A 26,269-nucleotide genomic window follows, 5' to 3' on the forward strand; every position below is an offset into this window, starting at 1 on the left:
TGGGAAATTGCCAAAAAATCTTGACTCAATTTATCAAAATTCTATAACAATGCTTCCAAACAGGTGGTAAATAACTAACAAAAAATTAAATAATGTTTTGTTAGTGAGAATTTTTTGACAAACAATCGTTCTTAAAAACAGACTGCAAAAACAAAGGAAAGTGATTAAGTGATCAAAAATACAAAAAATCGAGATTGGCGAAGGCTCAAACTGTCCTTATGAAGCCAACGCTATTGAGTTTGACTTTATCAACAAAAATTCTATCAGCTTACCCAAGCATCAGAGACTAAATCATGAACTCGTATTCGTCGTTACGGGGTCAGGGAGAGTCTATTTATACCAATAATGGACGTTTTCCCAATCCAAAGGAGACTATCCTCAAGCTTTTAAGGATAGCTACAGAAGATACAACCCTCGCATCCGACTTTACTCAAGTTTGGGTTTTGCGTGAGTTTCAATTAGGAGATGATCTGGCTAGTTGTGCGATCGCTAGACAAACAGAAAATTATGATGATTTTCTTTTCTTAGTTTGCCAAGGTCGAGTCCGGTTACTAGGATTTGATCCAAAATTGGAACGAGAAGTATCTACTCAGTTGCTATTGGCACAGCAAACCTTCGGAGTAGATTACTTATTCCAGCGTCAGTCTCTATCTTATCGAGCAGTTGCAGCTAGTGATGGTTTGTTAGCATCTATACATGTAGATGAACTCAAACAATGGTTACAAGAACTACCTAACTTGAAAAGCTATTTGCAAAAAATAACCTGCGATCGCCAAACTTTGATTTTTTTCAAAGTTGCTACAGAATTACGTTCGCATACTAGCCATTCTTTGCAACAGCTTTTACCTTACTTGCAACAAACCCAGGTCAGTGCTGGCTCAACCCTTGTGCAAGCAACTCCCCCCTCAAAGGGACGATTTTGGCTGATGTGTGGAAAAATTGTTAGTCCCACGTCAGAAATTCAGCCACCACAAATAGGAGAAGGCTGGGGATACCCAGATCTCACAATCCCAGGCTGGATTGCCGAAACCGATTTGCAAGTATACCACCTACCTCAAGAAATAGCAGAAGGGGAGCGGGGATTGGGGATCGGGGATAAGGGATCGGGGACAAGGGAGCGGGGACAAGGGGGACACAGGGACGCGGGGATACATAGAAGCGGAGATACACGGAGACGGGGATACACAGATGCGGGAAGAGGACGGGAACAGGAGGAAGATCCAGCTGGTGTTTCTGTTGCTGTGTCTTCTGAAAATACCCATGCAGAGATAAATTTTCGGCAACCAAGAAGCCAAGGTTGGTCAGTAAGTAAACTGTGGCGTCGCTATCCTTTTATTCAACAACAGAGTTCGTCTGATTGTGGTGCTGCGTGTTTGGCGATGATTAGCCTCTATTGGGGTAAGCGTTTTAGCCTGAACACGTTACGAAACCTCGCACAGACAGACCGCATGGGTGCTTCTCTTTCGGCTTTGGCTGATGCAGCAGAAACTCTGGGTTATGATGCTTTACCAGTCAGGGCTTCTTTGGGTAAATTAGAGTTGCAGGCTAACCCTTGGATTGCTCATTGGCAAGGGATTCACTACGTAGTTGTTTGGCGAGTTAAAGGCGATCGCGTCTTGATTTGTGATCCAGCAATTGGTAAGCGATCGCTTCTGCGTGAAGAGTTTGAAACTCACTGGACAGGATACGCCCTGCTTTTATTTCCAACTAAACACTTAAACGCTCAAAAGCACAAAAAAGTTTCCTTGGGAGAATTTTGGCACGCTTTTTGGCATCACCGGGAATTACTTGGTCAAATCGTTCTAGCTTCAGTGCTGTTAACAGTGTTTGGTCTAGCTGCACCCCTGATTACTCAAGTTGTAGTTGACCAAGTTCTACCATATAAAAGTTCTCTGACTCTGAATATATTCGCCTTTGGGTTTCTCTTTTTTGGCATCTGGCGGATTATCGTCCAAGCAGTGCGTCAATATCTGCTGGACTATTTTTCCAACCGTATGGATTTGACGTTACTGGGTGGTTTTATTAGCTATACCCTGCGTTTACCATTGGAGTTTTTTGCATCCCGTCAGCCAGGAGACATTATTAATCGGATTCAAGAAAACCGCAAAATTCAAGTATTTTTCACCAAACAAGCAGTTAGCACTACCCTAGATGCGCTGATGGTGGTTGTTTTCTTAGGATTAATGGCGTATTACAACTTAAGCCTGACTCTGCTCGTCTTGGTTGTGATTCTACCAATTGTGATTGTGACTGCTGCAACTAGTCCACTTCTCAAAAATGCTTCGCGAGAACTCTATCAAAAATCGGCGGTGCAGTATTCCACAATCAGAGAAATTATTACTGGTGTCACCACTGTGAAAACAACTGCTGCTGAACGTCCGATGCGTTGGCGATGGGAGGAAAGTTTTACCGACACCGTCCAAACAAGATTTCGGGGTCAAAAACTAGCTAATAATTTACAGCTAGCAACTAGTTTGATTAATCATCTGGGGATCACGTTTTTACTATGGTATGGGGCAACCTTGGTCATAGGCAACCAAATGTCAATTGGTCAATTTGTTGCTTTTAATATGCTTATTGGCAGTACGATCAATCCTGTTTTAGCACTGGTGAAGTTGTGGGATGAATTGCAAGAAGTATTGATTTGTGCTGAACGTTTAGATGATGTTCTAACTACCCAACCAGAAGAACATAGCGAAAAACCACAAATGGCGTTACCTCAAGTTCGGGGTGATATCCAGTTTGAACGAGTTTGTTTTCGTTACAATGCCAATGCGGAACAGGATACCTTGCACAATATTTCTTTTCACATCAAAGCAGGGCAAACTGTAGGAATTGTTGGTAATCGTGGTGCTGGGAAAAGTACCTTAGTTAATTTACTGGGTGGTTTATATCGTCCCAGCAGCGGATGTATTTTAATTGATGGTCACGATATTGCTGATGTTTCTCCCCAATCCTTGCGTAGTCAGTTAGGGGTAATATCGCAGGATATTTTTCTATTTGCTGGCAGCATTTTAGAAAATATCACAATGTTTAATTCTGAGATTTCACCAGAAGAAGCGATCGCCGTCGCAAAAGTTGTAGAAGCACACAGCTTTATCCAAGCACTACCTTTGGGTTACGACACCCGGATTGGTGAGGGAGGAATGATGCTAACTGGTGAGATGCGCCAAAAGATTGCGATCGCCCGCGCCTTAATCAAAAATCCACCGATTCTAATTCTAGATGAAGCTACTAGTTGCCTAGATAACGCCTTTAAACACCAATTTTCACAAAATCTCGCTCGCTTCCATCACTCCAGCAGCATTCCCATTCATCAAGCACGTACCATTTTCTTTGTTTCTAATAATCTTTCTACTATTCGCCATGCTGACCATGTTCTGGTTTTAGACCGAGGTATCCTTATTGAACAGGGAAATCATCAAGAATTAATGACAATTCAGGGACTTTATTACCATTTAGCTCAAAAATAATTGCATCTGTAATCGCACCTATATCAATCAGTTGTAGTGCAGAAAGGATGCAAATCATGTTTGAAGATACTTAGGAATATCAATTGCGACTCATTTTATTTGCAGTCGCGGCATTTCATGACTTCCTACAAGCGTTAACCGCTACTTTTGCTGTGTCAAAATTTTTTTTGTGATGATTTTACTTTATTACACATATATTGTTTTAAGTGCCTTAAAAAGCATACCATAAAAGTGTAAAATCCACAACTATTTATCAGAGTATTGCGTTTATTTTCAAGTAAAATTAACAAGAGTTTCACCGTAAATTTGCAATAAAATGCTAATCTGGAAGTCTGACCAGATAAGCTTTTGGCTGGAAAAGCAAACAACATTATCTAGCAATGAAAGTAAAAAACATTATCAATTTTCCGGTCACGTAAACCTGGATGACATCACACATGCGTATTTATATTTATCGAGAAATCATCAATAAAGTACATAATGAATTTCCCGATAGTTGAAAAAAAATACAAGGAACAAATTAATAGTGGGTGAGGGGCGAAACCCCTACTGTATTTAACACTAGTGGACAAAATCTGAGTTGTATAATAATTATTTAAATAGGAAAGCATATTAACTACATTGAACGAAAAAAATGAAAAATCGGCAGATGACATTTATGGGAAAAAATAGTATAAATACGAATGTTGCCCTTGAACATCAAGAATGAATATTGTTTCATTGCTCTTGTAGATGAATAGCAGTGTTACTTAATAAACTTCTAATTTTTGGTGTAAATAACTACATAAAAAAACCAGGGGAAAGTAATTAAATTAGGAGTGAGCCTAATATTTAAGAGGGCAAAACTGCATCTACTAAGAGCCGAACGGAGACTTATTTCATACCAATCAAAAAAGATGACCCAAGGTAAATTTTTGCCTCAGTCATTACCTTATCAAACCTAAAACTCATACATAGTCAGGTTTCCGATTTTAGGTCAGCTCATGGACAGAATCATCAGGTTAAATGCAGTCGAAGCCTCAAGCCAATCAGGATGTTTAGAAATTAACTTACAGGACGTGCATCCCTGTTACGCTTTAACTCCTGAAATGGCATCAATCTACGGGGGTAGTGTCGCTTCACCAGAAGCGGTTTTATCAAAACTACCTAGAAATATCCAAACCGCTACAACCAAAACTTTCCAGACAGGAATTACAAGTACAAGTAATTACTCTAGATCTTTGCAAAAAGTATTAGAACAGCAGCCTTCTATTGTTCCTCACCTAATTTTGTTAGGCGGTCTAGCTTTTTTTGCAACTGTATTCACTTGGGCTTGTACTGGAAAAATACAACAAGTCACTCAAGTTCAAGGAAAGTTTGCACTATCACAACAGCTTGCTCAACCTCAACCACCGCGAAAATCTCTTTATGAACCTGTAGATGGGGTTGTGTCCTCTTTAAATAACCCTAGTGGTGAGGAAGTTAAACCCAAGCAAATCATCGCTGAAATTACTCCAACCGATGCATCTCCAGTTTTATTGACTATACAACCCTCCCAAAAAACAGCCTTTGTTGATCGAGGAGATTTAGTAGAAATCAAGCTCAATGTTGACTCCCAACCCCTAGAACTTGACAAGGCTGGTCAAAGCGATCGAAATCACAACATTCTCTCAGGAAAGGTTGTATCAGTCTCCAGCGATGCTCAAACAGATAAGAAATTAGGTTGGGTTCATCACTTACAAATAGCCTTGGATGGCAATAATCCAACCATCAAACTCACGGATGGACAAGTAGTTACAGCCAAAATCATTCACAATCGCCGTGTTGCAGATCTGTTCCTTAGACCAATCAAGGAATTGCACAACAGCGAAAGCGATTTCTAAATTTTGATTGGGTTACTCTTCACTACAGCAACTAACACACTTATTGACTTTATCTAGGACAACAACACCATGAACCAAAATATCTCTAGCGCTACTAGCAACTTCGAGAAAACTCTTAACCCAGAACAATTTGATCAGTTAGTTGAAGCGATTCTCGCAGGTAAGTATTCTTGGGCTTGTGTTTTGATACTGCGTTTTGCTGGCTACAATCCTTTGCATTACATTCCTTACCGCACCTACAACCGATTGATCAAAGAAAATTCACAACTCAAAAGAGTTAACCAACAGCGCAACGACAATCTCAAAGTTGCTAAACTACCCTCTGAGAAAAAATCTGATAGCAATCCTCCACAAAGTTGCTTAAGCAAAATTAAGGATCTTGCCTATCTGGAGGTAGTTGGTAAACAAAAAAGAGAAATTCGTGGTGGTCATCAAGATCAGTGGCTAGCAACTCAAGTTCACGAATATGAATCAATTCAAGCGGAACTCAGACCAGATAAGACTCAAGATTTATCATTCAAATACTGTGAAGCTAACTAAACTATCTCTTGAGTCGAGAAATTCAGAAATATACCTGGTTGAGTTTCGTATCAGCTGCCATGCTAGTACTCCACCACACAAATTATGCGGAGTTTGTAGTCAGGGCTGAAGCCTTTAAAGTAGTGATCAAAGAGGACTAAAATTCACCCTATGGGAAGCCGCTCTCACGAGCGTCAACACTACAAACCTCCCATGACCTAACAAAATTGATGTGACAGAGTATTAGCTGCAATCTATGCTATGGCAGGCTGATCAGTTATCAGTGAGTAGATTTAAAGTTATCTGGTGCTATTAGATTTATTGAGGTAGAAAAATACAATTTGTTACTTATTTCAATTCCCTAATTTTAGTTATGGGTATTCACTGATAACTGATAAATTATAACTCTTAAAAAGATTTAATGTCTTTTCGCTAAAATCAGGTTACAGATCAATACTGCTCGGATAAGACAAATCGCTTGACTTTTAAAATTTTTAGAGACGTGCCATGGCACGTCTCTAAATATTCAAAATTATGACCGATAATCCTATCCCTTGCAGTATTGGGTTACAGATGTGTTCTCACAAAATAAAAAAAACCCGATTTCTTGAAGAAATCAGGGAAAATACGTCTATTATTTTTTACATCTAAAATTCAATTATTTTCCGTAATTAATAGAAAATAATCTGCCAAAATGGCAGAGCAAAGACGATTTATTTTTATACATTAAAAATAAGAACTTAGACATCTAATTTACCTAATAAGTTAATACTCAGGAGAAAGTAAATGAATAATTATTTATGATTGTAAAATAAAGACATTATTTTTGAATAGGCGAAATTATCAAATAATACAGTTCAGTTAGTAAAGTCAGATTATTAATTCTTCCACTAAATCTTGTTTAGCAAAGCTTGAATTAATAAAAAACTTTACTGAACTTGTGGAATTATCAAGAATGATTCTTACCTAATACCAATTTAATATGAAGACGCATACAAAGACCCCACCCGCCCTAAGGCGCATCCTCCCCTTGCTAAGGGGAGGGTTGGGGAGGGGTAAAATTCGGGAGCAGCTTCACGAAGAATTGGTATAAAGCTGTTACTACTGGTGGTTATTTTTCTGTTCAAGTCTAAATATTACTTACAAGAGTTACAACATTGTGGTGGATGTTGTTTTCGCAGAAATAAGTTAATACTTAAGACAACTAAGTAACAGAAAATTAAAAAGTAATAGTTAGATCATTTTTGTGGCTGGTAGGATTTATGTCTATATTTCGCTTCTCTTTCAAAAATCCTAATCCTCCCTGTTAGGGTTATACCTAGTTTTAAACTTGCTCTTTAAAGAACAAACAATCACTGGAAGCTACACAAATCTTGTAGGCTTCCATTTTTTTATCAGTAATAAGTAAGTCATACTCTAACAGGATTTTGGATTCCCTTATCAATAACCAATGACAAATGACCAATGATCATTGTACAGACGCGATTTATCGCGTTTCTACCAATGACCAATGATAATTTAAAAGCGCCAAGCAGTATAAAGGTACTACCCGGCGCTTAGAACATTGTGAGTTTTATTTTACTGGGAGTCTTTGAATGATTTTGACTCCTTTTTAATATGATGGTTTATATTCAGGGTCTTTATATTAGCTGACCCCGTTTGAACAATTTCTAGTTTTGCAGAAAATTTTGATTATTTTGATTTCCTCATATTTTTTTTATTTTTTATCTATTTGTGTTTCTGGTTATGTACTAATGTTAAGTTTTTAAATCAAAGTACTGATACTTTCATATACATTATTTTTGCTAAGGATACACGGGACTAAGAGTGTTTACGAGAGGTTGATACAGTACAAGAGTATAGATATTCTCTATAAAGAAGGCGATCGCTTGCCATATTCGTAAGCATCGCTTAATCTAAATGTAACTAAAATTGTGCCAGCAATAAACGCTCAAATGCTTGCCAATATTAAGTTTGCGTGTTTCACTTTCTTGTGCATCTTGGCTGAGTTTGCAAAACAGAAATTAAATTTTGCATGGGAACTCAGCTGCAAAGGTGCATGTCATCCGCTATAGTTTTGCATGTGTTTAGTAAATGATATGGCTAAAATTGACACATTTCTAAACATGCGGTAAATCAGCACACCACAAACGTAATAAATAAATTATGAAACATCAGGGTTTTCCTATTCAACAAAAAAATATTCGCTCTGTTGTTGGTAAAAACCTTTGCACTACTATGCGAGTGCCTATAACACTCACTACTTTGTTTTTACTATCTAGTGGTTCTCTGCTTTTGCCTGTTGTGGTAAACGCTGATACTACTCAAATAAATAATCAGAATACAACTCAAACAGGAAATCAGAATACAACTCAAATAGAAATTCAAAACACAACTCAAACAGGAAATCAGAATACAACCCAAACAGGAAATCAGAATACAACTCAAGGAACACCAGTTCCGGTCACAGGAAACATTGTTTACGTTAATCCTACCAATGGTTCAGATAGCGCTGGTGCTGGTACATCACAAGCACAGCCCTATAAAACTATTACCTATGCTCTGAGTCAAGCCCAATCAGGTACAACTGTTCAATTAGCACCTGGTACATATAACAAAGAAAGTGGAGAAGTCTTTCCACTTACAATTAAGCAAGGTGTTACCTTACGAGGCGACCAAAATACCAGAGGTCAAGGGGTAGTGATTGTCGGTAGTGGAAAGTATGTCAGTCCGACATTTGCCAGTCAAAATGTGACTATTAAGACTGAAAACAATAGCACAATTTCAGGAGTTACAGTTACCAACCCAGATAGTCGTGGTACTGCTGTATGGGTAGAATCAACTAATCCCACAATTACCAGTAGCGTATTTACTAATAGCGCCAGAGATGGCATTTTTGTCACGGGTAAAGGTACTCCCACCATTGAAAACAACATCTTTGTCAAAAACACAGGTAACGGAATTTCTGTAGCTAAAACTGCTGCGGGAGTCATTCGGAATAACGTGTTTGAAGACACTGGTTTTGGCTTGGCGATTGGTGGTACTTCTACACCTTTAGTAGAAGGAAACCAGATTATCGGCAACCAAGACGGTATTTACATTAACGACACAGCCAAACCAATCCTGCGTAAAAATATTATTCAGGGTAATAAACGGGATGGTGTGGTAGCAACTATCAATGCTGCACCCGATCTGGGTACAAGCAACAGCCCTGGTGGTAATTTGATTCGTAGTAATACTCGCTATGATCTCAACAACGCCACCAAAACTATTAAAATTTTGGCTGTTGGTAACGATATTGATACCAAGAAAATCGCTGGTTCAGTTGAATTTGTTGCTTCTAGTGTTGTAGTAGCTGGCAATTTCAAAGATGTCACAGCTACTTATTGGGCAAAACCCTACATCGAAGCTTTAGCAGCTAAGAATATTATTGCCGGTTTCCCTGATGGAACTTTTAAACCCAATGATCCTGTAACACGCGCTCAATTTGCTGCAATAGTTACTAAAGCCTTTGCTCAAACTCAACCGAAACGTGAAGCTACTAACTTCAACGATGTAAATAGTAAATTCTGGGCTTATGATGCCATCAGAAATGCGTATAGATTCGGTTTTGTCTCTGGTTATCCCGATCGCACTTTTAAACCACAACAACAAATTCCGCGAGTACAGGCGCTTGTCTCCTTATCCAGTGGCTTGAATTTAACTGCAAATAACCAAAATGTGCTTTCCTTCTACTCAGATGCAGCCCAAATTCCTAGCTATGCTACTAATCAAGTAGCAGCAGCAACTGTCAAAGGGTTAGTAGTCAATTATCCAAACGCTAAACAACTAAATCCCAACCGTGAAGCAACTAGGGCAGAAGTAGCAGCCTTTGTTTACCAAGCATTGGTCAACACCGGACAAGTTCAGGCTGTTTCCTCACCATATTTGGTGACAGTGCAGTAGAGAGCGGGGATTGGGGATTGGGGATTGGGGATCGGGGATTGGGNNGGGGAAAGGGGAAAGGGGAAAGGGGAAAGGGGATTAGTAATTTAGCTAGAACCGACACAAACCCCACGACTCACTCGTTCACAAAGTGTTCCCAAAGGTCATCGTAGGTACTTCACAAAACAATACAGTATCCTAAATTAACTTTCCCCGATCCCCGATCCCCGATCCCCGATCCCCGATCCCCTATCCCCTTTCCCCTTTCCCCTACTTTCCCAGCGCCACAAAAAGACAGCTACCGTAATGACTCCGAGTTGTAGTGCAAAATTGGGTAAAGCTGTCTCAAGATTACGTCCAGCTAAGACTTGGAAAAAGAAGATAAATGCACCAATGAAACCCGAAGCACCACCAGCAATGTAAATAAATTTACGTATGTTGCGATAAGGGGCTGCGATTTCTGCTTTCAGACGAGCGTATTGTTCTGGGTTAACTGAACTTTGGGATGAGCGGTTTTCCGGGTTTGGTTGTACCATAATATTAAATACGCTATAATTACTGACTGTTTGTGCCGATGTGGCTCAGTGGTAGAGCACTCGATTCGTAATCGAGCGGTCGCGGGTTCAAATCCCGCCATCGGCTTTGTCGAAACAATAAGGTATGCAGGCTATAACAAAGACTTTTGTTCTGCATACCTTAATTATTTAAATACACTCAAATACGCTTGAATATACTTCTACGTACATTTGATTTAGGTCAAATTTAGGACATCTCATTTGATCCAAGCCATGATCGGGCAAACTCATCGCAAGCGCGATTTGAATGGTGGAAAATCTGGATTTTATTTATTCATCCCCCACACCGAAGAAACTTTCTACTTTGGTGCAAGAGAAGAGCTACTTAACCAAATCCAGGAAGTAAAAAAACAAACCATCAATCACCAATGGTCCTTCTAACCAAAATAGCCACCAGCAAACTCAACATCAAATAACCAAGGAAGGCTTCAGTCGCAGCAAAGATTCTGCCAATAGCAGATACAGTTTGAATTTCACTACCAGCAGAGGTGAACGTCATAATCGAAAAATAAAGTCCATTCCATAAACCCGGCTTGTTCAGAGAACCAACAAAGCCTGCATACAACAGCCCAAATACAACAACTATCACCAAACAACAAAGGAAAAATCGAGAAAATGAACGTCCATAATCACATGTAATTTCCAAAACCTTTGCCAACACAGGATGCTTAGTCTTAAGGTTTTCAATTCGCTGTTGGTTGGTTGCATAGTCTTGCAACATTGCAGCTAAATTGAAATCGATGACTTTAAGACTGACTCCAACAAAACTGGTTTTGTTATTAAACTCCGCCTTGTCAATCAGCACATCATTCATCCTGGCATAGTCAAAACAAGTGCCTTTGATGTTTGATTCAGAAAGCCAAGAATCTGTTAGATTGGTACTCTTGAGGTTGGCGTTTTCCAGGTTTGAACTAAAAAAGTCAATTTTGCTTAAGTCGGCTCTGTACAAATCTTCCCCAACCAGCGATATTCCACGAATATCTGTATGTCCGTAATATCTGCCAACCATTTCATCTAGTATTTGTCTTTTGTATCCATTTGCTCGCCACCTAGTCAAAATGTGCTGGCCTGTTGGGGTAAACCATCTGCTTTTGAGTTGCTCTTTTGTCAGATTTACAATTGTCAGCAATTCATCGTCCCCTGTATCCAGGTTAATGCCTGGATTTATAAAAAACTCTGGGGTAATTTTTAAATTTTGACCTTGGGACTGCATAAGCCAACTCGACCATCGCGACCAACTTTACTTTCAATCGTGCCAGGATATCAAATTTCCTTGTCGTTTTTCACCACTCCGACAGTAAACTTAACCTGGCTCAATTCAAAGGATCTAATTACCGCATTCGGTAATTAGAAAAATAAAAACCGTCACTCGTGACGGCTCACTTGCTCAAATCATTGCTCAATTCAATACGGTTGGTGTTAGTCGATAAGCGCAAAAGCTCAAAACTTTAAAACTGAACCGTATTGACTGATAACTGATAACTGATAACTGATAACTGTTCACTGACTTAGGGCTTGGTGCAACACTTCGCGATGAATCAGCGCCCTATCTACTAAAAACTGGATTTTTTCTGATGATAATGGATCACCATTGGCGTAATGCTCAATCCAAGTTTTACTAATAACATTGGGGTCATCTGGTAAATTTGCCAAATCCCACCCCGGCATATCTAAATCTTCCATCAAACGGTTAACTTTTGGGTCATAGCTTAAAGCAAAACAGCGACAACCTTCGCTAGCTGCCATGATTAAACTATGCAAACGCATTCCGATCGCCATTTCAATTCCGCGAAATACACCTTTTAACAGTTGTGGTTCTTCCAAGCAGAGAATTTGACTCACATCCTTGAGTGCTGGTTGAATTACTTGGGCGAGATTCAAATCTTGTGCCTTTTGGAACGGTAGCAGTACAATAAAAGTCTGCGTGGCTTTTTGAAAATCTACCAAAGCGCGAATCAGATGACTCAGGCGAGTTGGGGTAAGTTGGGGATGCGATCGCAATGTGACAGCAACTCTTGGTGCTGATAAATTCCATAGTCCGGGGACTGGTTTGGATTGTAACGCCCACACCGGATCGGGTGCGAGGATGTGGGGAATTTGCCAATCAGATAGTAAACTAGCCGAAGCGCGATCGCGTACACTTACCTGCGTACAACCTGCAAAAGTTTGTCGCGCTAACCAACGTGTCACCCCACGATGTAAAGGGCCAATACCTTGCGCCCAAGCTACTGTTTTTAAACTCATTTTTTGAGCTACGCTCATCATCGTCCCATAGTAAAATGGGCTGATGGCACTGGTGGCATCTTGGATTAAACTACCGCCACCCCAAATTAAAGCATCACAAGAACGTAAACCTTTAATTAAACTGGGAAAAGCCATACGTTCATAAGCTTCTACGCCATAGCGATTTCGTGTTTCCTCTGGATTGCCAGAAAGAACCACTGGTGTGACATCAGATGGTAACATTTGTAGTAGCGTTGCCAACAAAGCCTCATCGCCACCATTTCCTTTCCCGTAATATCCAGACAATAACGCCCGCATCTTAGCCTTTTGAGATATATAGATATTCAGATTATTGTATTGGTTGGCGATGAAGAATCAGCGAATACCATTTTACGTTAATAGCGATACATATGAATCTTGTACCAGACGTAGCATTGCTACGTCTGGTACACACCTGTATTTGTATCAAGATTTTTGTGAAATGGTATTACTGGCGATTCAAAAACCTATCCATGCTTCGTTCTGCCAAAGCTGCGATCGTCAGTGAAGGGTTAGCGCAAGCTGTCGAACCTGGGATCAGGGAACCATCAACAACAAATAAATTAGCATAGCCGTGAACTCTACCGTAATCGTTACATACAGCACCAATAGTTGCACCGCCAAGGGGATGACCTGTGCTGCTAAAGTCAGGTAATGCAGCTACTTTTGTACCATTGGCTTGATTAATTTGACGATAAGTATACTGATAAGCCAAGGCAATTTTTCGATTGTTGTTTGACTGGCTAGGCCAGAATAAATCAGCAGACTGAGTAGAAGTATTGTAGGTGAGATAACCTTCCGGCTTGGCAATACCTAAACCAAGAGGAGTAATTACACCTTCTGGCACGATGGGGAAAGGAACTTGCTCGATAATGACTGGTGCAATCGGATTATCAAGATAGTCAATGACTGCTGCTGCTGGACCACCTTGTTTAGGGTTAGTGGGAGTATTGCAAATTATCGGACTGACTGCGTCGCAGTTAGTACCCCAAAATTTCCCTACCTGATTATTGAGGCGATTGAGGGTACGATTGTTTTGAGCGCGTAATAAAAGTTCAGTAGTGCCAATTGAACCAGCTGCTAAAAACAAACAGTTACAAATAAAAGACTTTTGGTCAATTACAGCCCCTTGTTCAGTGATTTGATTGCAGACAATCCGGAAACGCCCATTTGTTTCTTCTATGGAAGTTACTACATGCAAAGGTCGAATTTCAACGTAACCAGTGGCTTCTGCCATGCTGAGGTAATTACGGTCTAAACTATTTTTTGCACCGCTATTGATACCGTAATAGACTTGACCTGTTATGGCAGAAGGAACCTTTTGACCTGCAATTTCCTGACGAATGATATTCCAATCAACCGCAATATCAAGCTTGCGACCTTTAAGATTAGCTTTGGCTGCTAGTTCTAGGAAAGTGCGAGTTGATAAATAGTAGTTTGTTTGGAGAATATCGTCTGGTATGGGGGACGGTTGAAGGATAGAACGGACTCGTGGGTAATAGATGCGATCGAGTTCGTCATAATCAATATTATTGGGAAAGACTTGGTAAAAAGTTTCTCGACTTGGCTGATAGGAAACAGCATTGTAGACAAGTGAACCACCCCCAACTCCTGCTCCTCGGTAGACAGTGATGCCATTGCCTACTTTAATATCAAGGACACCAGTATAAATATCAATCGGAACCTTGTTAAATATAACTGTAGTTGGACTGAGCCAACTAGAGCGACCATCTGGTTTTTGGTATGTGCAGAAAGTATCATTCGTGTTAGTTATTGGCCATCGTCGTCCCCGCTCTAGTACTATGGTTTCAACGCCTGCTTCACCAAGACGCAATGAGGCGACAGCGCCACCAAAACCACTTCCAATTACAATCGCCTCAACAGATTCTTCCCCACCAAAAGCAGAAGTACGGAAATTAGAAACACCAATGCTTGCGGTTGCTGCTAATGTTGCTTGAAGAAAGCGACGACGATTCAGTACACAAGACATACTTCACTCCTGCACACTTGAGTTTACAGTGATTGATTTATATAAGTTGAAAAACTAAAACCCCGACTTATTAGCCGGGGCGACTTTTACTACACCTCTTGCACAATCAAAAAAATATCAGTATTAAGAAGCTGAGACTTGCCAAATTGCCGAATTGACAATTGGAAAGTGGGGAAACAAGATCCTCGAAAAAGATCCCCGACTTGCGACGCACCCCCAAAACCTCACGCTTCACCCTTAAAACCTCAAACTTCACCTTCAAAACTGGGAACTTCAGGCTTTGAACAAGAAACTTCTAGTAGTCTGACAAGTCAACTTTGCTAGGTAAACCAATTTCTCATCTTATCCTCTCCTCCTCTTCCTCTGCGTTCTCTGCGCCTCTGCGGTAGCCTACGGCAAGCCGCTGTCGCGTCTACGTTCTTTTACCCCTCAAAGTTAGGTTGTCAGAGTACTAGATTAAAACTAGGACTTACGCACTATACAAATTGGCTATTATGTGGACAATGGTTCGTTCACAAACCAAGTGCGTTGGTTCACAAACCAAGTGCGTTGGTCCACAAACCAAGTGCGTTAGTCCACAAACCAAGTGCGTTGGTCCATAAACCAAGTGCGTTGGTCCATATGAAAAACAAACAATTAAGATTGAGGATGCCTGAACGACGTTTTTATAAGCTACACTTATGTGCCGTCCAATCCGACAAAACAATGACTCAGATAATTGAAGAAGTGACATACTCCCACACTGAATGAGTACATTACAGTGTGGGCTTCTCAGACAATCCGGCTATTGCTTAGGAGGCTCTGAGCTTTAAGAACGGAATGCCCTACCGCCCTTTTTCTTATATTGATCGCTGCATTGTGATCACGGTCTAGATAACAACCGCACTGGCAAGAGTGCCATCTTTCATGCAGTTTTTTAGGAACTTTCACCCCACAACTAGAACAGTCCTGAGAAGTACCGTCAGCGTTCACAGCTATTACCAACAACCCAGCATTTTCGGCTTTGGTGGTTAGAATTGACAGGAAACTTGACCATCCAGCATCATGCATAGATAAGGCAAGTCGCGTTCTTGAAAGTCCTTTAACGTTGAGGTTTTCATGAGCCACAACATCATATTTTGTCAGCAATTGTTTTGCTGTTTTGAAATGAAAATCTCTGCGTTGATCAGCAACTTTCTTGTGTTGCTTACCCAGTTGTTGAACAGATTTCTTCCTACGGTTACTACCTTTCTTACGACGAGAAACCCGTTTTTGGATAACCCGTAATCGTTTCTGTGCTTTGCGATAATGTTGAGGGATTGCAACAGCTTCACCTTCAGAAGTGGTGAGAAATTCCTTTAAACCCATATCAATACCTATTATTGATTCAGGATTGATGTCAGGTTTGACACTAGGGACTGTTGCATCTTCAAGGCTTAAGATTATATAGTAACCATCAGCTTTTTTGGTAACAGAAGCAGTTTTTATTTTGAAACCATCTGGCAAGGGGCGATGCAAAATAATTTTTACTTTACCAAACATTGGAAGATTAATTAAGTTCCCTTGCAAACATCCATCTTTCATTTGTGGATAAGTAAAAGTCCGATAACGGTTACGAGATTTAAATCTCGGTCTACCACTACGATTTCCTTTACTATCTCCGCTTAAAAAGCGGTCAAATGTTACCTTAGCTCTTTTAACAATATCCTGTAGAACCTGTGAATAAATTTCACCGTACCAAGGATGAGTTTTCTTGAGCAATGGTAAAGTTTTCTTTTGGCTGTAATAATCTGGATTATTTCTTAACTCAGGCAGATGACAAACAAGCGGACAAGCATTAATTGAACAACGATTTTGTTCATACCAATTAAATCTATCTGCCAGTAAATAATTATATTGAGCGCAAAGCATAGACAACCATCGGTCTATTTCAGTAGCTTGTTGCTTTGTTGGACGTAGTTTGTATTGGTACGCTGTTCTCACTTGTTTATAACCTCCTTGATACATCTATGTTAGCATATGCGAGGAGACGTTGAGGATATTTATGAAAGATGATTATTTAAGAATACGGATGAGTAAACGTCGGATGGATAAGCTACGTTTATACGCTCAAATGAAAGATACGACTATGACTCACGTTATAGAAGATTTGATTGATTCGTTAAAAATTCCAGATGTTGACAAAAACTCAACTACCCCTCAACCTGTTAAACCTGCGGTTTAATTCAGTCAAGGGGCGTTTCGTTTTTGTCCGGGCATTCATCCCAACACTGAATCAAAGATTACAGTGTGGGGCTTCTGCCCGAATTAGCTAATCTTATGCACCCATAGAATCTGAGGTAGTATTTGATCGCACACGCGATCGCTACCTATGGATGGATCTCGGTTGGGATGGCGATCGCCGAGTGCATGGCTGCTTGGCACATATTGATCTGATTGATGGCAAAATTTGGATTCAAAGAAATGGAACAGAAGAAGGAATTGCAGCAGATTTAGAACGAGCAGGAATTCCCAAAGAGCATATTGTACTTGGGTTCCGTCCACCAGAATTGCGACAATATACAGATTATGCTGTAGCTTGAGGGACAGTTATCAGTTATCCCTATTTGAAAAAAGAATGCGACAAATACACCATTTGTAGAGACGCGATAAATCGCGTCTTTAGCCAAGAATGTGTTACAGCATGAGGCGATCACAAAGATAGCTCAACAGGACTTACGCAAGATGTGACCTAAAACCTTATTCTTGCATTCTTGCGTAGAGGTAATTCATGAATTACCTCTACTTTCATTATGTTTTGCGTAAGTCCTGCTAAAGTTGCCTATCCCATCTTCAGTTTCTCAACAAAGTGAGAAAACTGATTAGAAATAGTGTATGATAATCTGTAGAGAAAGACACCCGATTTTTTGAAAAATTTTTTAAAGCGCTTCGCGCAGGAAGAAGAGAAAAGAATAAGAAGTGTAAAGGGTAAAAGTGCGAGAGGAAAAAGGGCTAAGAAGTCCTCCCAACGGCACAGACAACACGAAAACCAATATCGAAGTTGAAGCTGCCGCGCCCCGCCCTATTGTTGCTGCTGCGAGACGCAGAACGGCAGAGTCCAGGATTGTCGTTCCAGGAACAGCCCCGCAGCACCCTTATATAATCGCCACCATCAAGCCACGCACTACCGTCTGTCGGCGCTCCCTTGTAACTATTATGATTTTCATCTAGACACCATTCCCATACATTACCACACATATCGTATAAACCGAAAGAGTTTGGAGGAAATATTCCTACATCTGTTGTTTGTTTACGATATTCACCTTTTGGTGCAGAAGCGTAGGTGAAGTTTCCATTGTAATTTGCTAAAGCAGTGGTAATCGTTTCGCCAAAATAAAATGGTGTAATGGTTCCTGCACGAGCTGCATATTCCCATTCTGCTTCACTAGGTAATCTATAAGTGCGTCCTGTCTTGTTACTCAACTCTTCACAGAATTTTACAGCATCATTCCAAGATACTCGTTCTACAGGTCGTTTTTCCCCCTGAAATCTGGAAGGGTTATTACCCATAATTGCTTGATACTGTGCTTGGGTAACTTCATACTTACCCATGAAAAATCCAGGAACTGTTACTTGATGTTGCGGCCCTTCATTGTCAAATCTTCCTGCTTCCTTTGCTGGTGAACCCATGAGAAATTTACCATCTGGTATCCGCACCATTTCCAAGGTGAGGCCATTCCCCAAGTTTTCCACAAAGTATTCTGCTTGATGGTCGTCATGTTTGGTGATGTTTCCTGTTGCATCGACGGTGACGGTTTCAAATGGAAAGGTTTGTAGAGATAGTCCCTGTGAAGTGGCTAACTGTTTTGGGGTTGGCGAAGACGTTGGCGAGAACCCTGGTGTATCTGAGACATTGGGATTAGGTTCTGATTTTTTGGAAAGTAACCGTCCTCCCACAACTGCTAAACCAAAACCAGCACCCACTAAACCCAAGGTTTGAATTATTCTTCGTCGCGGTACTTGTGGGGTTGGAGGTGGAGGAGGTGGTGGTGGAATTAGTATTTGCAGCGCGTCTTGTGCTGTTTGATAACGCTGACCATGATTAGAGCGTACCATATTGGTTAAAACCCCAGCCAGTCTATCACTGACATTTGTCCACTGCCGCCAGATAACTTCGCCTGTGGTAGAATCTTCTGGCAATTGATGAGGATTGATTCCTGTCAGTGCTTGGATACCCAACATTCCCACTGCATAAACATCACTACAAAGATTGGGTTTACCTTTGGCTTGTTCATTTGGCATATAGCCAGGAGTACCAATACAAACTGTAGAAGTTATTTGTCCTTGGCTGATTGTCATTCCTTGAATTTCTTTGACTGCGCCAAAGTCAATTAGCACTAACTTGCCATCTTGACGACGACGCATGATATTCTGCGGTTTAATATCCCGGTGAATAATTTTGTGTTGGTGAACAACTGCTAATACTTCTAAAATTTCCTGTACCAGTTTCACCACTTCTGCTTCACTAAACTGCTTCCCTGGTGTCAGTTCTGTACTTAAGTCATACCCATCAACAAATTCTTGAACTAAATAAAATTCTCCGTTCTCCTCAAAGTGAGCAAATAACTTGGGAATTTGGTCACTGAGTTGTCCTAAACGGTAAAGAATTTCGGCTTCTCTGTCAAACAAATCTTTAGCAAATTGCAAAACTTGAGGATTGCGGTTTTGAGGAGAGAGTAGTTTAACAACACACTTCGGTTTGGGATTGGTGGGTATATCTAAATCTTCTGCCAAATAAGTCTCACCAAATCCACCCTTTCCCAAGAGTCTGATGATTTTGTAGCGATTACGGAGAATTGTGTCAGCCGGAAGCATAAATTATGACCTGGCACAGAGGATTTGGCTTTGCTGTGCTTATTTTGCCAGATTGTTTTCTATTTGAGCAAGATCAAAACAAGATCCTTAAAAAGCTCCCCGATTTTTTGAAAAAGTCTGGGAGCTTTGTTCACGACAATAGACCTCTTGCAAAAATATTTTTACCCCACCCTAACCCTAAGCGTAAACGGGGAGGGAACTAAATCTTCCCCCCGTGAACGCTACGGTGTACACACAAATCCTCTGATCCCCCTAAATCCCCCTTTTTAAGGGGGACTTTGATTCTGATTCCCCCCTTTTTAAGGGGGGTTAGGGGGGATCAAAACGCCACTAGGCAACTTTATAAGACTTGTGTGTACACCGCAGCCCGTGAACGGGGGGATTGAGGGGGGTTCATTCGACTTTTGCAAGAGGTCTAAGACTCCCAAAACATTACACTTCATCTTCAGAACCTCAAACTTTGGGTTTGAACCGAGAAACTTCTTAGTTGAAACAAGAAATTTCGAGTAAATCTTAAGTAGGGCGCGTTAGGCGCTGTCATCATGTTTTTCGTGAAAAATTTAGATCAAAAAAATGCGCCTAATACCATTTCACGTTAACTGATATCTTGCACCAACCCCGTATCCCGCCTCAGAATTAATTCTGAGGCTAATAACATAAGTCCGTTAAAACTGACTCAAACATCGTCCTAGTCAGGTTTATCTGACTTTAGCTATTAGCCAATAAATTTATTTGTTGGCGGGATGAAAAGCTGATGCAAGATATGAGTTAATCAAGATAGACATAAATTTTGTACCAGACGCGATATATCGCGTCTGGTACAAAGCATTGTGCGCTTATCTGAACCGTATTGAGTTATCAGTTAGAACCCAATAAGGTTAATGTTTTCTCTATTTTTTGTTTGTGTTGGTAATTAGTAATGATTAATTCTTTTCCTTTTGCTGCTCCACTCTGTTTATAGTTATTCATTCCATACTGTAATTCCCATTCACAGACATTCCTTGATTGGAAATTATCTCGAATTTGAGGAGAATTATCATACGTTATCAGCCAGTTATGATGACATTTTTTTACTATCTCAGCAAATTGTTGATGGTCAAAATGAATATGTAAATTACCTCCTCGACCATAGAGTTTTGATTTTGTCGCCATCAAATAAGGAGGATCTAAAAATAAAAATACGTCTTTTTCTTCTGTGGTTAAAAGTTGACTGTAATCTAAATTAGTTATTTTTATATCATCTGTGAGAATATTTTCTAATTTTTCTAAACGTTCTATAGAAGAATCAGTAAATCTTTTATGAAAAGCTTCTTGCGAAAATCCACCAGATTCCACAGTGCCAGAAAAAGTAATTCTATTGAGGACAAAAAAACGCACTGCCCTATCCAGTTCAGTTAAAGTCCTAGTATCTTCTATACTACTCAATTCTTGAAATAATAATCTACCGTCTGTATATTGATCTTTTATTTGACGGACTTCTTTAACTAGCTGAGGTAAATTTGATTGAGCAATTTTCCAAAAATAATATAATTCAGGGTTTAAATCGTTAATCCAAAATTTGCGGTCTGGAAACTTTTGTTTGAGATAGATAAATATAGAACCACCCCCAACAAAAGGTTCGCGAAATTCCGAAAAATTATCTGGGAAGTATTTAATAATTGTATTTAGTGCTTTGGATTTGCCACCAGGGTAACGCAGCGGGCTTTTGAACATCATATATGAATCTGGTTTATCCTCAAAAAATTTCCTTAATTTTGGGCTTTTCACCTTCGTGTCTTGGTGTCTTAGTGGTTAACAAATTCATTTTTGAAACACTAAGACACTAAGATACCAAGAAAAATACATTACACCTTGAAATGGCTAGTCCTAATGCTATAGCGATTTTTTCATACCATTTCTCTTCTATCTTGTTTATTTTCAAAATGGCGAAATAAAAATATCCAAATTGGGAGGAAACTATTAATAGCAATTAGTCGTATCACATGACCTGCTGTCACAATTTCGACATTATGATCTAGTGTTAAAGCAACTAAAATAATTTCCGCAGATCCTCCTGGTGCTGTTACCAAAAAACAAGTTAACCAGTCCCAAGAGGTTAATTGCATCGCCAGCAGAGTTGCAGCTACCCCAGCAGCAAGAGTCATTGCAACTGAGATAAAGGCGTATCCTATAGTTCGTTTTTGGAAAGTTGGTTTTTCACCCCAATACTCACCAATAGTAATTCCCAACAGCGTTTGACCCAGTAATTTGGTCAACAGTGGTGGAGTAAAGTAGATATCACCTTCTAAAGGTAACCAATGGAGAATTGGATTAAATGTCATTCCGACTAATAATGACGCGAAAAAAGGAGCCGCAGGAATTTTCAATAATTTAGCTATGTAAACTGCTAATGTGCTGATTAACAATACTAACAAAAGTAACTCTAGAGAATATGGCTCGTGAGTAGAGGATATTTGCGGTTGAATAGAGGTATGATTTGTAACTCTGGCTATTAAGGGAATGAGAAAAACTACGCTTGTGACTCGCAGCGCTTGTACTAAGGCTACCAAAGTTACATTTTTGTTGTAATCTGCTGCAATAGCTGACATTACCCCTACACCACCAGGAACTGTAGCGAGCATTGATGTCAAAAGATTAGTTTTACTCAAACGAGAATAAATGTAGCCAATACAACCTCCACAGAGCATGAGAAACAGGGTGAGGAAAACAAAAACTGGAACACCAGCAATAATATTGGCTAAATTAGCATGGGTATTAGAAGCACCGATAGTCATACCTACCAACATCATTCCCACCTGTCTAGCAGCGCGGTTAGGTTTAGGCAAATAATTATAAAAAACCCGACATGTCTGGAAGACTAGCGCACCAGAAATGATTCCGCCAAAAATCCAAGCAATAGCGCCAAAATTGAAATGAGATAGAACTAAACCAAAGGGTATAGCTAAAATTAACTCTACACTCAGGATGATGAGTTGCTTGATAGATAGCTGTTGTTGCTGAACAACAGGATTTTCTGTGCTGCTATGCTCTTGATTAGGAACAACAGTTAAACTTTGATTCATTAAAAATTATTCATTTTAAGCGGTTAGTAACCAAACTACCGCGATCGCACCACATATGCATCTGTGAATATTGTTATTTGTTGGTTGTTGCTTGGTGGTGATTGGTTGTTAGTGGTTAATTTGTACCCCAATTCAGGTAGGTTGTTGTGTAAAGGTAGTTTTCTATGATGCACTGAATACGTTCATTAATTTTCCAGTATCCAGTAGTAGTAGAGAGAGCTATTTTCGGCTTTTAACTATCAGTTTTATGAGAAATTTATCATGAAAAAATAATGAAAGTTACATGAGAATTTTTTCATATTTTTAGTATTAAATGTTAGATAATTTGTAATAAAAAATACATTTATATAAATGTGTTAAAAATCACATGTTGATCAAAGTAAGCCACAAAAATCTTCAAAAAAAAGGAAATTTTGCAACTATTGCGAATGAAAATCACAATTTTGTACTTATAAATGTAGTTATATTTATCATAAGTACGCACTTTCTTTCAAGTTAAAAGGAATTTAACATCTGCTTAAATAAGGTATAAAGTTAAGTAAGCAAAAAATTAAATTATTAACCATACAGTTCAAGTTTGCTAAATCTATTGATTTGCGTCCAATGATCAAAAATGACAAAAGCAACCTCTGGCAAAATAGGCGGTAGCACAGCTAAATCATCAAGCGTGTGGAGCAACTTTGAAATAAATACAAGTATTAAAGGTACTTCCACCAAAGTTGCGAAGACTCGCAAAAAAGGATTTAGTTGGGTTGTCAATGCCATACTGCCACTAACGCTGACAACAGTCACTAGCGTGGCTGTCTTACTGCCAGAATCATTGTCCACCAATGCAAGGTTGTCATTATTTGCGTTTGCGCTCGCGGTAATTTTGTGGTCAACCACATCTATCAACGCTGCTTTTATTGCTTTAGTGGCAGTAATTTTGCTGGTGTTAACAGGTGGTGTCCCCCAAGAAAAACTTTATGAATCCTTAGCTTCCGATGTGGTGTGGCTGATGATAGGTGCGTTTATCTTGGGTAGTGCGGTGCAGCAAACTGGTTTAGCCGCTAGATTTGCTCAACTTGTCGTTTCCCGTGCGCGAACTGTTAGTAGTGTCCTCTGGTTATTGACAACGATGATTATTCCACTGTCTTTCTTTATTCCCTCAACTTCTGGAAGAGCAGCAGTGGTAATTCCCATCTTTCACAGTATCGCTAATGCTGCCAATGACAAGCGGATTACCAAAGCAATAGCCATACTCATGCCAACGGTGATTCTAGTATCCACCATCGGTACAATCATTGCCGCAGGTTCGCACCTTATCGCGAATGACTTGCTTTATCAAATTTCTAAACAACGAATTTCTTTTACGGAGTGGGTGGTTTACGGTACACCCTTTGGCATTATCGCCAGCTATATTTCCTGCTGGGTGATTATGCGAATGTTTTTAGACAAAAAGCGCTTGCAACGTCCCATTACACTACCCCTTTCCAAAAATAAACCCCTTTCCAAAGCAGAATGGGCTACTTTGATAATTGTGGCAATGATGGTAGTACTGTGGCTAACAGAAAGCTGGCACAAGTTAGAGATAGCCACTGTCACAGTAGTAGGTGCGCTGTTGCTAACTGCACCCAAAATCGGGGTTTTGAAATGGAAAGATGCACTGAAAGCCGTTTCCTGGAATTTAATTATCTTTGTTGGTGCGGCATTAGTGTTAGGAAAAGCATTAATCGAGACTGGTGCGGCACAGTGGATTATCGATAACCTATTCAGCATCAGCGGTATTGTCAACGCTGAATCTCGCTTGCTGATTTTATTGCTACTGACGCTCATTTGCCTCACTTCCCACATATATATGACATCCCATACTGCCCGTGCAGCAGCGTTAGTACCAGCAATTTTGTACCTAGCAACCAGCTTAAAGCTAAATCCGACGGCGGTTTTATTCATTAGCACCGTAGGGATGGACTACTGTCTCACCTTTCCAGTGAGTTCCAAAGCTTTGTTGATGTTCCAAGAAATCGACGGCGAAACCTACAAAGGAGCAGACTTGCTGCGTCTGAGTTCAGTTATGCTACTAGTTCACTTAGGGCTAATTTTAATCTTCTACTACGGTTACTGGCGCTGGCTGGGCTTGGCGTTGTAAATAGTACAAACGCTTCAAATAGTGCGTTTCTAGAACTTCTAACTCCTATCTTGCGGAGGAAAGATGAACCTGCGACAAAAACTCCTCACAACCTTTGGTGGCTTGGCGTTACTAACCTTAGTAACAGCTGGAATGACAACGTGGACACTCCACAAGTGGAGAAATAGTGAAAAGCGACTTGATGAACACTACCAGCGCAGCCTACTGGTTAAGGAAGTGCAAGCAGCGACGTTTCGTGCTTTTAAAGAACTACCAGATTCGGTTACAGGCGGTGATCAAGATGCACGAGAAGAGTTTGAGGAATTGATTGCAGTAACTACACCAGACTTCCAACAGTGGACAGCGTTAGCCCACAACGACCAAGAACGTCAACAAGTGCAGCAAGTCCGCAATAGCTATGAAACCTTACTAAAAGAGGCTTATAGAGTTTTCGACTTAGTTGATACTGGACGTTACAAGGAGGCTTTAATTCTACTGGACGACTACGTAGAAGAAGGAGTTCTTGAGGAATTTGAAAAGGTAACTGAAGCAGCAATAGAATCTGACCGACAAAACCGCAGAGTGATTAGAACGCAAGTTCAAAATGCTAGGCGAACAGCTCAATTAGCCCTTTCAATTGTTGCTTTCGGAACGATTTCCTTGGTATTGCTGCTGGCAGGTTATCTCGCTTCTGACTTGTTCACACCCTTGCGCGAGGTTAAACTGGCACTGGACGATGCAAAGCGGGGTAACTGGCAACGTCGCTTAGATGAAGAACGAACTGATGAGTTTGGTGCGATCGCTCAAGCTTATAACCAGATGTTAGAGGAGATGGCATCCCGTCAGCAAGTGGTAGAATTTGCCGCTATTCCGATGAGTGATCTCAAAAAAGATTCACACTGGCAAAAAATGTCGTCGCGAGCAATGCTGCATCAGATGGTGTCACAGTTGCGATCGCGTGTCGCTAATTTAAGTCATGACAACACCATTGAAGATAAAAAAGCATTAATCGCCCAACTGGATTTACTTTTACAAGCTGTTTCGCGCATCGCTGAATTTGGCTTTCCTTTGGATTTAAATTTAGCTCGCACTGATATCCGTATTCTTGTCTACGAAGTTCTCCAGCGTTTTCAACCGGAATTAATCGAGCGAGCAGTCAGTATTGAAATTGACATTGATCCAGCAGTCAATTATGCCGTGGTGGATCGTTTGAAATTGCGTTCTGCGTTGGATGAACTGATACGCAACGCCTTAAATGCATTACCAGAAGAGGGTGGACGTCTGGGAATGCGAACTACCATCAGTCAAGATGGTACGGAATTGAAACTCGAAGTTGGTGATAACGGTAAAGGTATCAAGCAACGATTGATTGAGCAAGCTTTTACACCACTAACCAGCGAAAACGGTAAGACAGCAGGTGTGGGGTTGGCATTAACCAAAGCCATCATTCAACAACACGGTGGTGAAATAACTCTTAAAAGCGAGCCGGAACAAGGTACTTACGTGCAAATAGTATTACCAATCAACTTTGGTAATGACCGTAATTTAACTGAAGCGCGTGTGTGAATGACTGAGTTTCTCTAATGCGTCGCAAACAGAAGCGATAGATAAAAAGTCTATCTGGTAAAGATTTGCGAAACGAAATTTCTTGTCAAGCTCACA

Annotated in this window: 16 protein-coding genes and 1 tRNA gene; 9 read left to right on the forward strand and 8 right to left on the reverse strand. The window is 40.2% G+C overall.

The features are described from left to right. Positions 1–293 precede the first annotated feature (293 nt). The 4 genes from B4U84_RS12300 (at position 294) to B4U84_RS12315 (ending at position 9,799) form a co-directional block, all read left to right on the forward strand. Positions 294–3,473, forward strand: coding sequence for an ABC transporter transmembrane domain-containing protein (locus B4U84_RS12300; protein ID WP_207390932.1), 3,180 nt, complete (start codon positions 294–296; stop codon positions 3,471–3,473). A gap of 983 nt (positions 3,474–4,456) precedes the next feature. After that, a complete protein-coding gene (locus B4U84_RS12305) occupies positions 4,457–5,335 on the forward strand; it encodes an HlyD family secretion protein (RefSeq protein WP_017313033.1) in 879 nt (292 codons plus the stop codon). Between the two features lie 69 nt (positions 5,336–5,404). Further along, on the forward strand, positions 5,405–5,875 hold the full coding sequence (locus B4U84_RS12310) for a HetP family heterocyst commitment protein (RefSeq protein WP_017313032.1): 471 nt from the start codon (positions 5,405–5,407) through the stop codon (positions 5,873–5,875). 2,145 nt (positions 5,876–8,020) lie between these two features. Next, positions 8,021–9,799, forward strand: coding sequence for a DUF1565 domain-containing protein (locus B4U84_RS12315; RefSeq protein WP_131118169.1), 1,779 nt, complete (start codon positions 8,021–8,023; stop codon positions 9,797–9,799). 182 nt (positions 9,800–9,981) lie between these two features. On the opposite strand, the gene B4U84_RS12320 is transcribed toward B4U84_RS12315, so the two are convergent. Beyond that, the gene (locus B4U84_RS12320; protein WP_131118171.1) at positions 9,982–10,314 is read right to left on the reverse strand and encodes a DUF3493 domain-containing protein; all 333 of its coding nucleotides are present in this window, start codon (positions 10,312–10,314) and stop codon (positions 9,982–9,984) included. 34 nt (positions 10,315–10,348) lie between these two features. Between B4U84_RS12320 and B4U84_RS12325 the strand changes: the two genes are divergently transcribed. After that, positions 10,349–10,420 (forward strand) — tRNA-Thr (locus B4U84_RS12325). Positions 10,421–10,711: 291 nt separating this feature from the next. Here the strand turns inward: B4U84_RS12325 and B4U84_RS12330 are convergent. The 4 genes from B4U84_RS12330 to B4U84_RS12355 all read right to left on the reverse strand — a co-directional run bounded on the left by B4U84_RS12330 (position 10,712) and on the right by B4U84_RS12355 (position 16,567). Further along, positions 10,712–11,566: a pentapeptide repeat-containing protein gene (locus B4U84_RS12330; RefSeq protein WP_131118174.1), complete on the reverse strand. Its 855-nt coding sequence runs from the start codon at positions 11,564–11,566 to the stop codon at positions 10,712–10,714. A 287-nt stretch (positions 11,567–11,853) separates the two neighbouring features. Then, complete coding sequence (csaB, locus tag B4U84_RS12335; RefSeq protein WP_131118177.1) at positions 11,854–12,894, reverse strand: polysaccharide pyruvyl transferase CsaB; 1,041 nt, start codon at positions 12,892–12,894, stop codon at positions 11,854–11,856. Positions 12,895–13,063: 169 nt separating this feature from the next. Further along, a complete protein-coding gene (locus B4U84_RS12340) occupies positions 13,064–14,605 on the reverse strand; it encodes a GMC oxidoreductase (protein WP_131118180.1) in 1,542 nt (513 codons plus the stop codon). 771 nt (positions 14,606–15,376) lie between these two features. Further along, positions 15,377–16,567, reverse strand: a complete 1,191-nt coding sequence (locus B4U84_RS12355) for an RNA-guided endonuclease TnpB family protein (RefSeq protein ID WP_026082127.1) — start codon at positions 16,565–16,567, stop codon at positions 15,377–15,379. Between the two features lie 88 nt (positions 16,568–16,655). On the opposite strand from B4U84_RS12355, the gene B4U84_RS12360 reads away from it, so the two are divergent. Together B4U84_RS12360 and B4U84_RS31590 are read left to right on the forward strand one after the other, a co-directional pair. Further along, positions 16,656–16,808 (forward strand): hypothetical protein, encoded by a 153-nt coding sequence (locus B4U84_RS12360; protein WP_510650800.1) that lies wholly within the window; start codon positions 16,656–16,658, stop codon positions 16,806–16,808. Between the two features lie 103 nt (positions 16,809–16,911). Further along, a complete protein-coding gene (locus B4U84_RS31590; protein WP_278248337.1) occupies positions 16,912–17,166 on the forward strand; it encodes a XisI protein in 255 nt (84 codons plus the stop codon). 409 nt (positions 17,167–17,575) lie between these two features. Here B4U84_RS31590 and B4U84_RS12370 read toward each other — a convergent pair whose 3' ends face one another. The 3 genes from B4U84_RS12370 to B4U84_RS12380 all read right to left on the reverse strand — a co-directional run bounded on the left by B4U84_RS12370 (position 17,576) and on the right by B4U84_RS12380 (position 22,500). Next, positions 17,576–19,438, reverse strand: a complete 1,863-nt coding sequence (locus B4U84_RS12370; protein ID WP_131118186.1) for a bifunctional serine/threonine-protein kinase/formylglycine-generating enzyme family protein — start codon at positions 19,436–19,438, stop codon at positions 17,576–17,578. An 858-nt stretch (positions 19,439–20,296) separates the two neighbouring features. Further along, entirely contained in the window at positions 20,297–21,151 is an 855-nt protein-coding gene (locus tag B4U84_RS12375; protein WP_131118920.1) for a DNA adenine methylase, read from the reverse strand. A 173-nt stretch (positions 21,152–21,324) separates the two neighbouring features. After that, positions 21,325–22,500 (reverse strand): AbrB family protein, encoded by a 1,176-nt coding sequence (locus tag B4U84_RS12380; RefSeq protein ID WP_131118189.1) that lies wholly within the window; start codon positions 22,498–22,500, stop codon positions 21,325–21,327. Positions 22,501–23,113: 613 nt separating this feature from the next. On the opposite strand from B4U84_RS12380, the gene B4U84_RS12385 reads away from it, so the two are divergent. Next, a complete protein-coding gene (locus B4U84_RS12385; RefSeq protein WP_131118192.1) occupies positions 23,114–24,628 on the forward strand; it encodes an SLC13 family permease in 1,515 nt (504 codons plus the stop codon). A gap of 63 nt (positions 24,629–24,691) precedes the next feature. Next, entirely contained in the window at positions 24,692–26,173 is a 1,482-nt protein-coding gene (locus B4U84_RS12390; protein WP_131118195.1) for a sensor histidine kinase, read from the forward strand. Positions 26,174–26,269 lie beyond the last annotated feature (96 nt).

It is taken from the genome of Westiellopsis prolifica IICB1, assembly GCF_004323185.1.
Classification (GTDB): domain Bacteria; phylum Cyanobacteriota; class Cyanobacteriia; order Cyanobacteriales; family Nostocaceae; genus Pelatocladus; species Pelatocladus prolificus_A.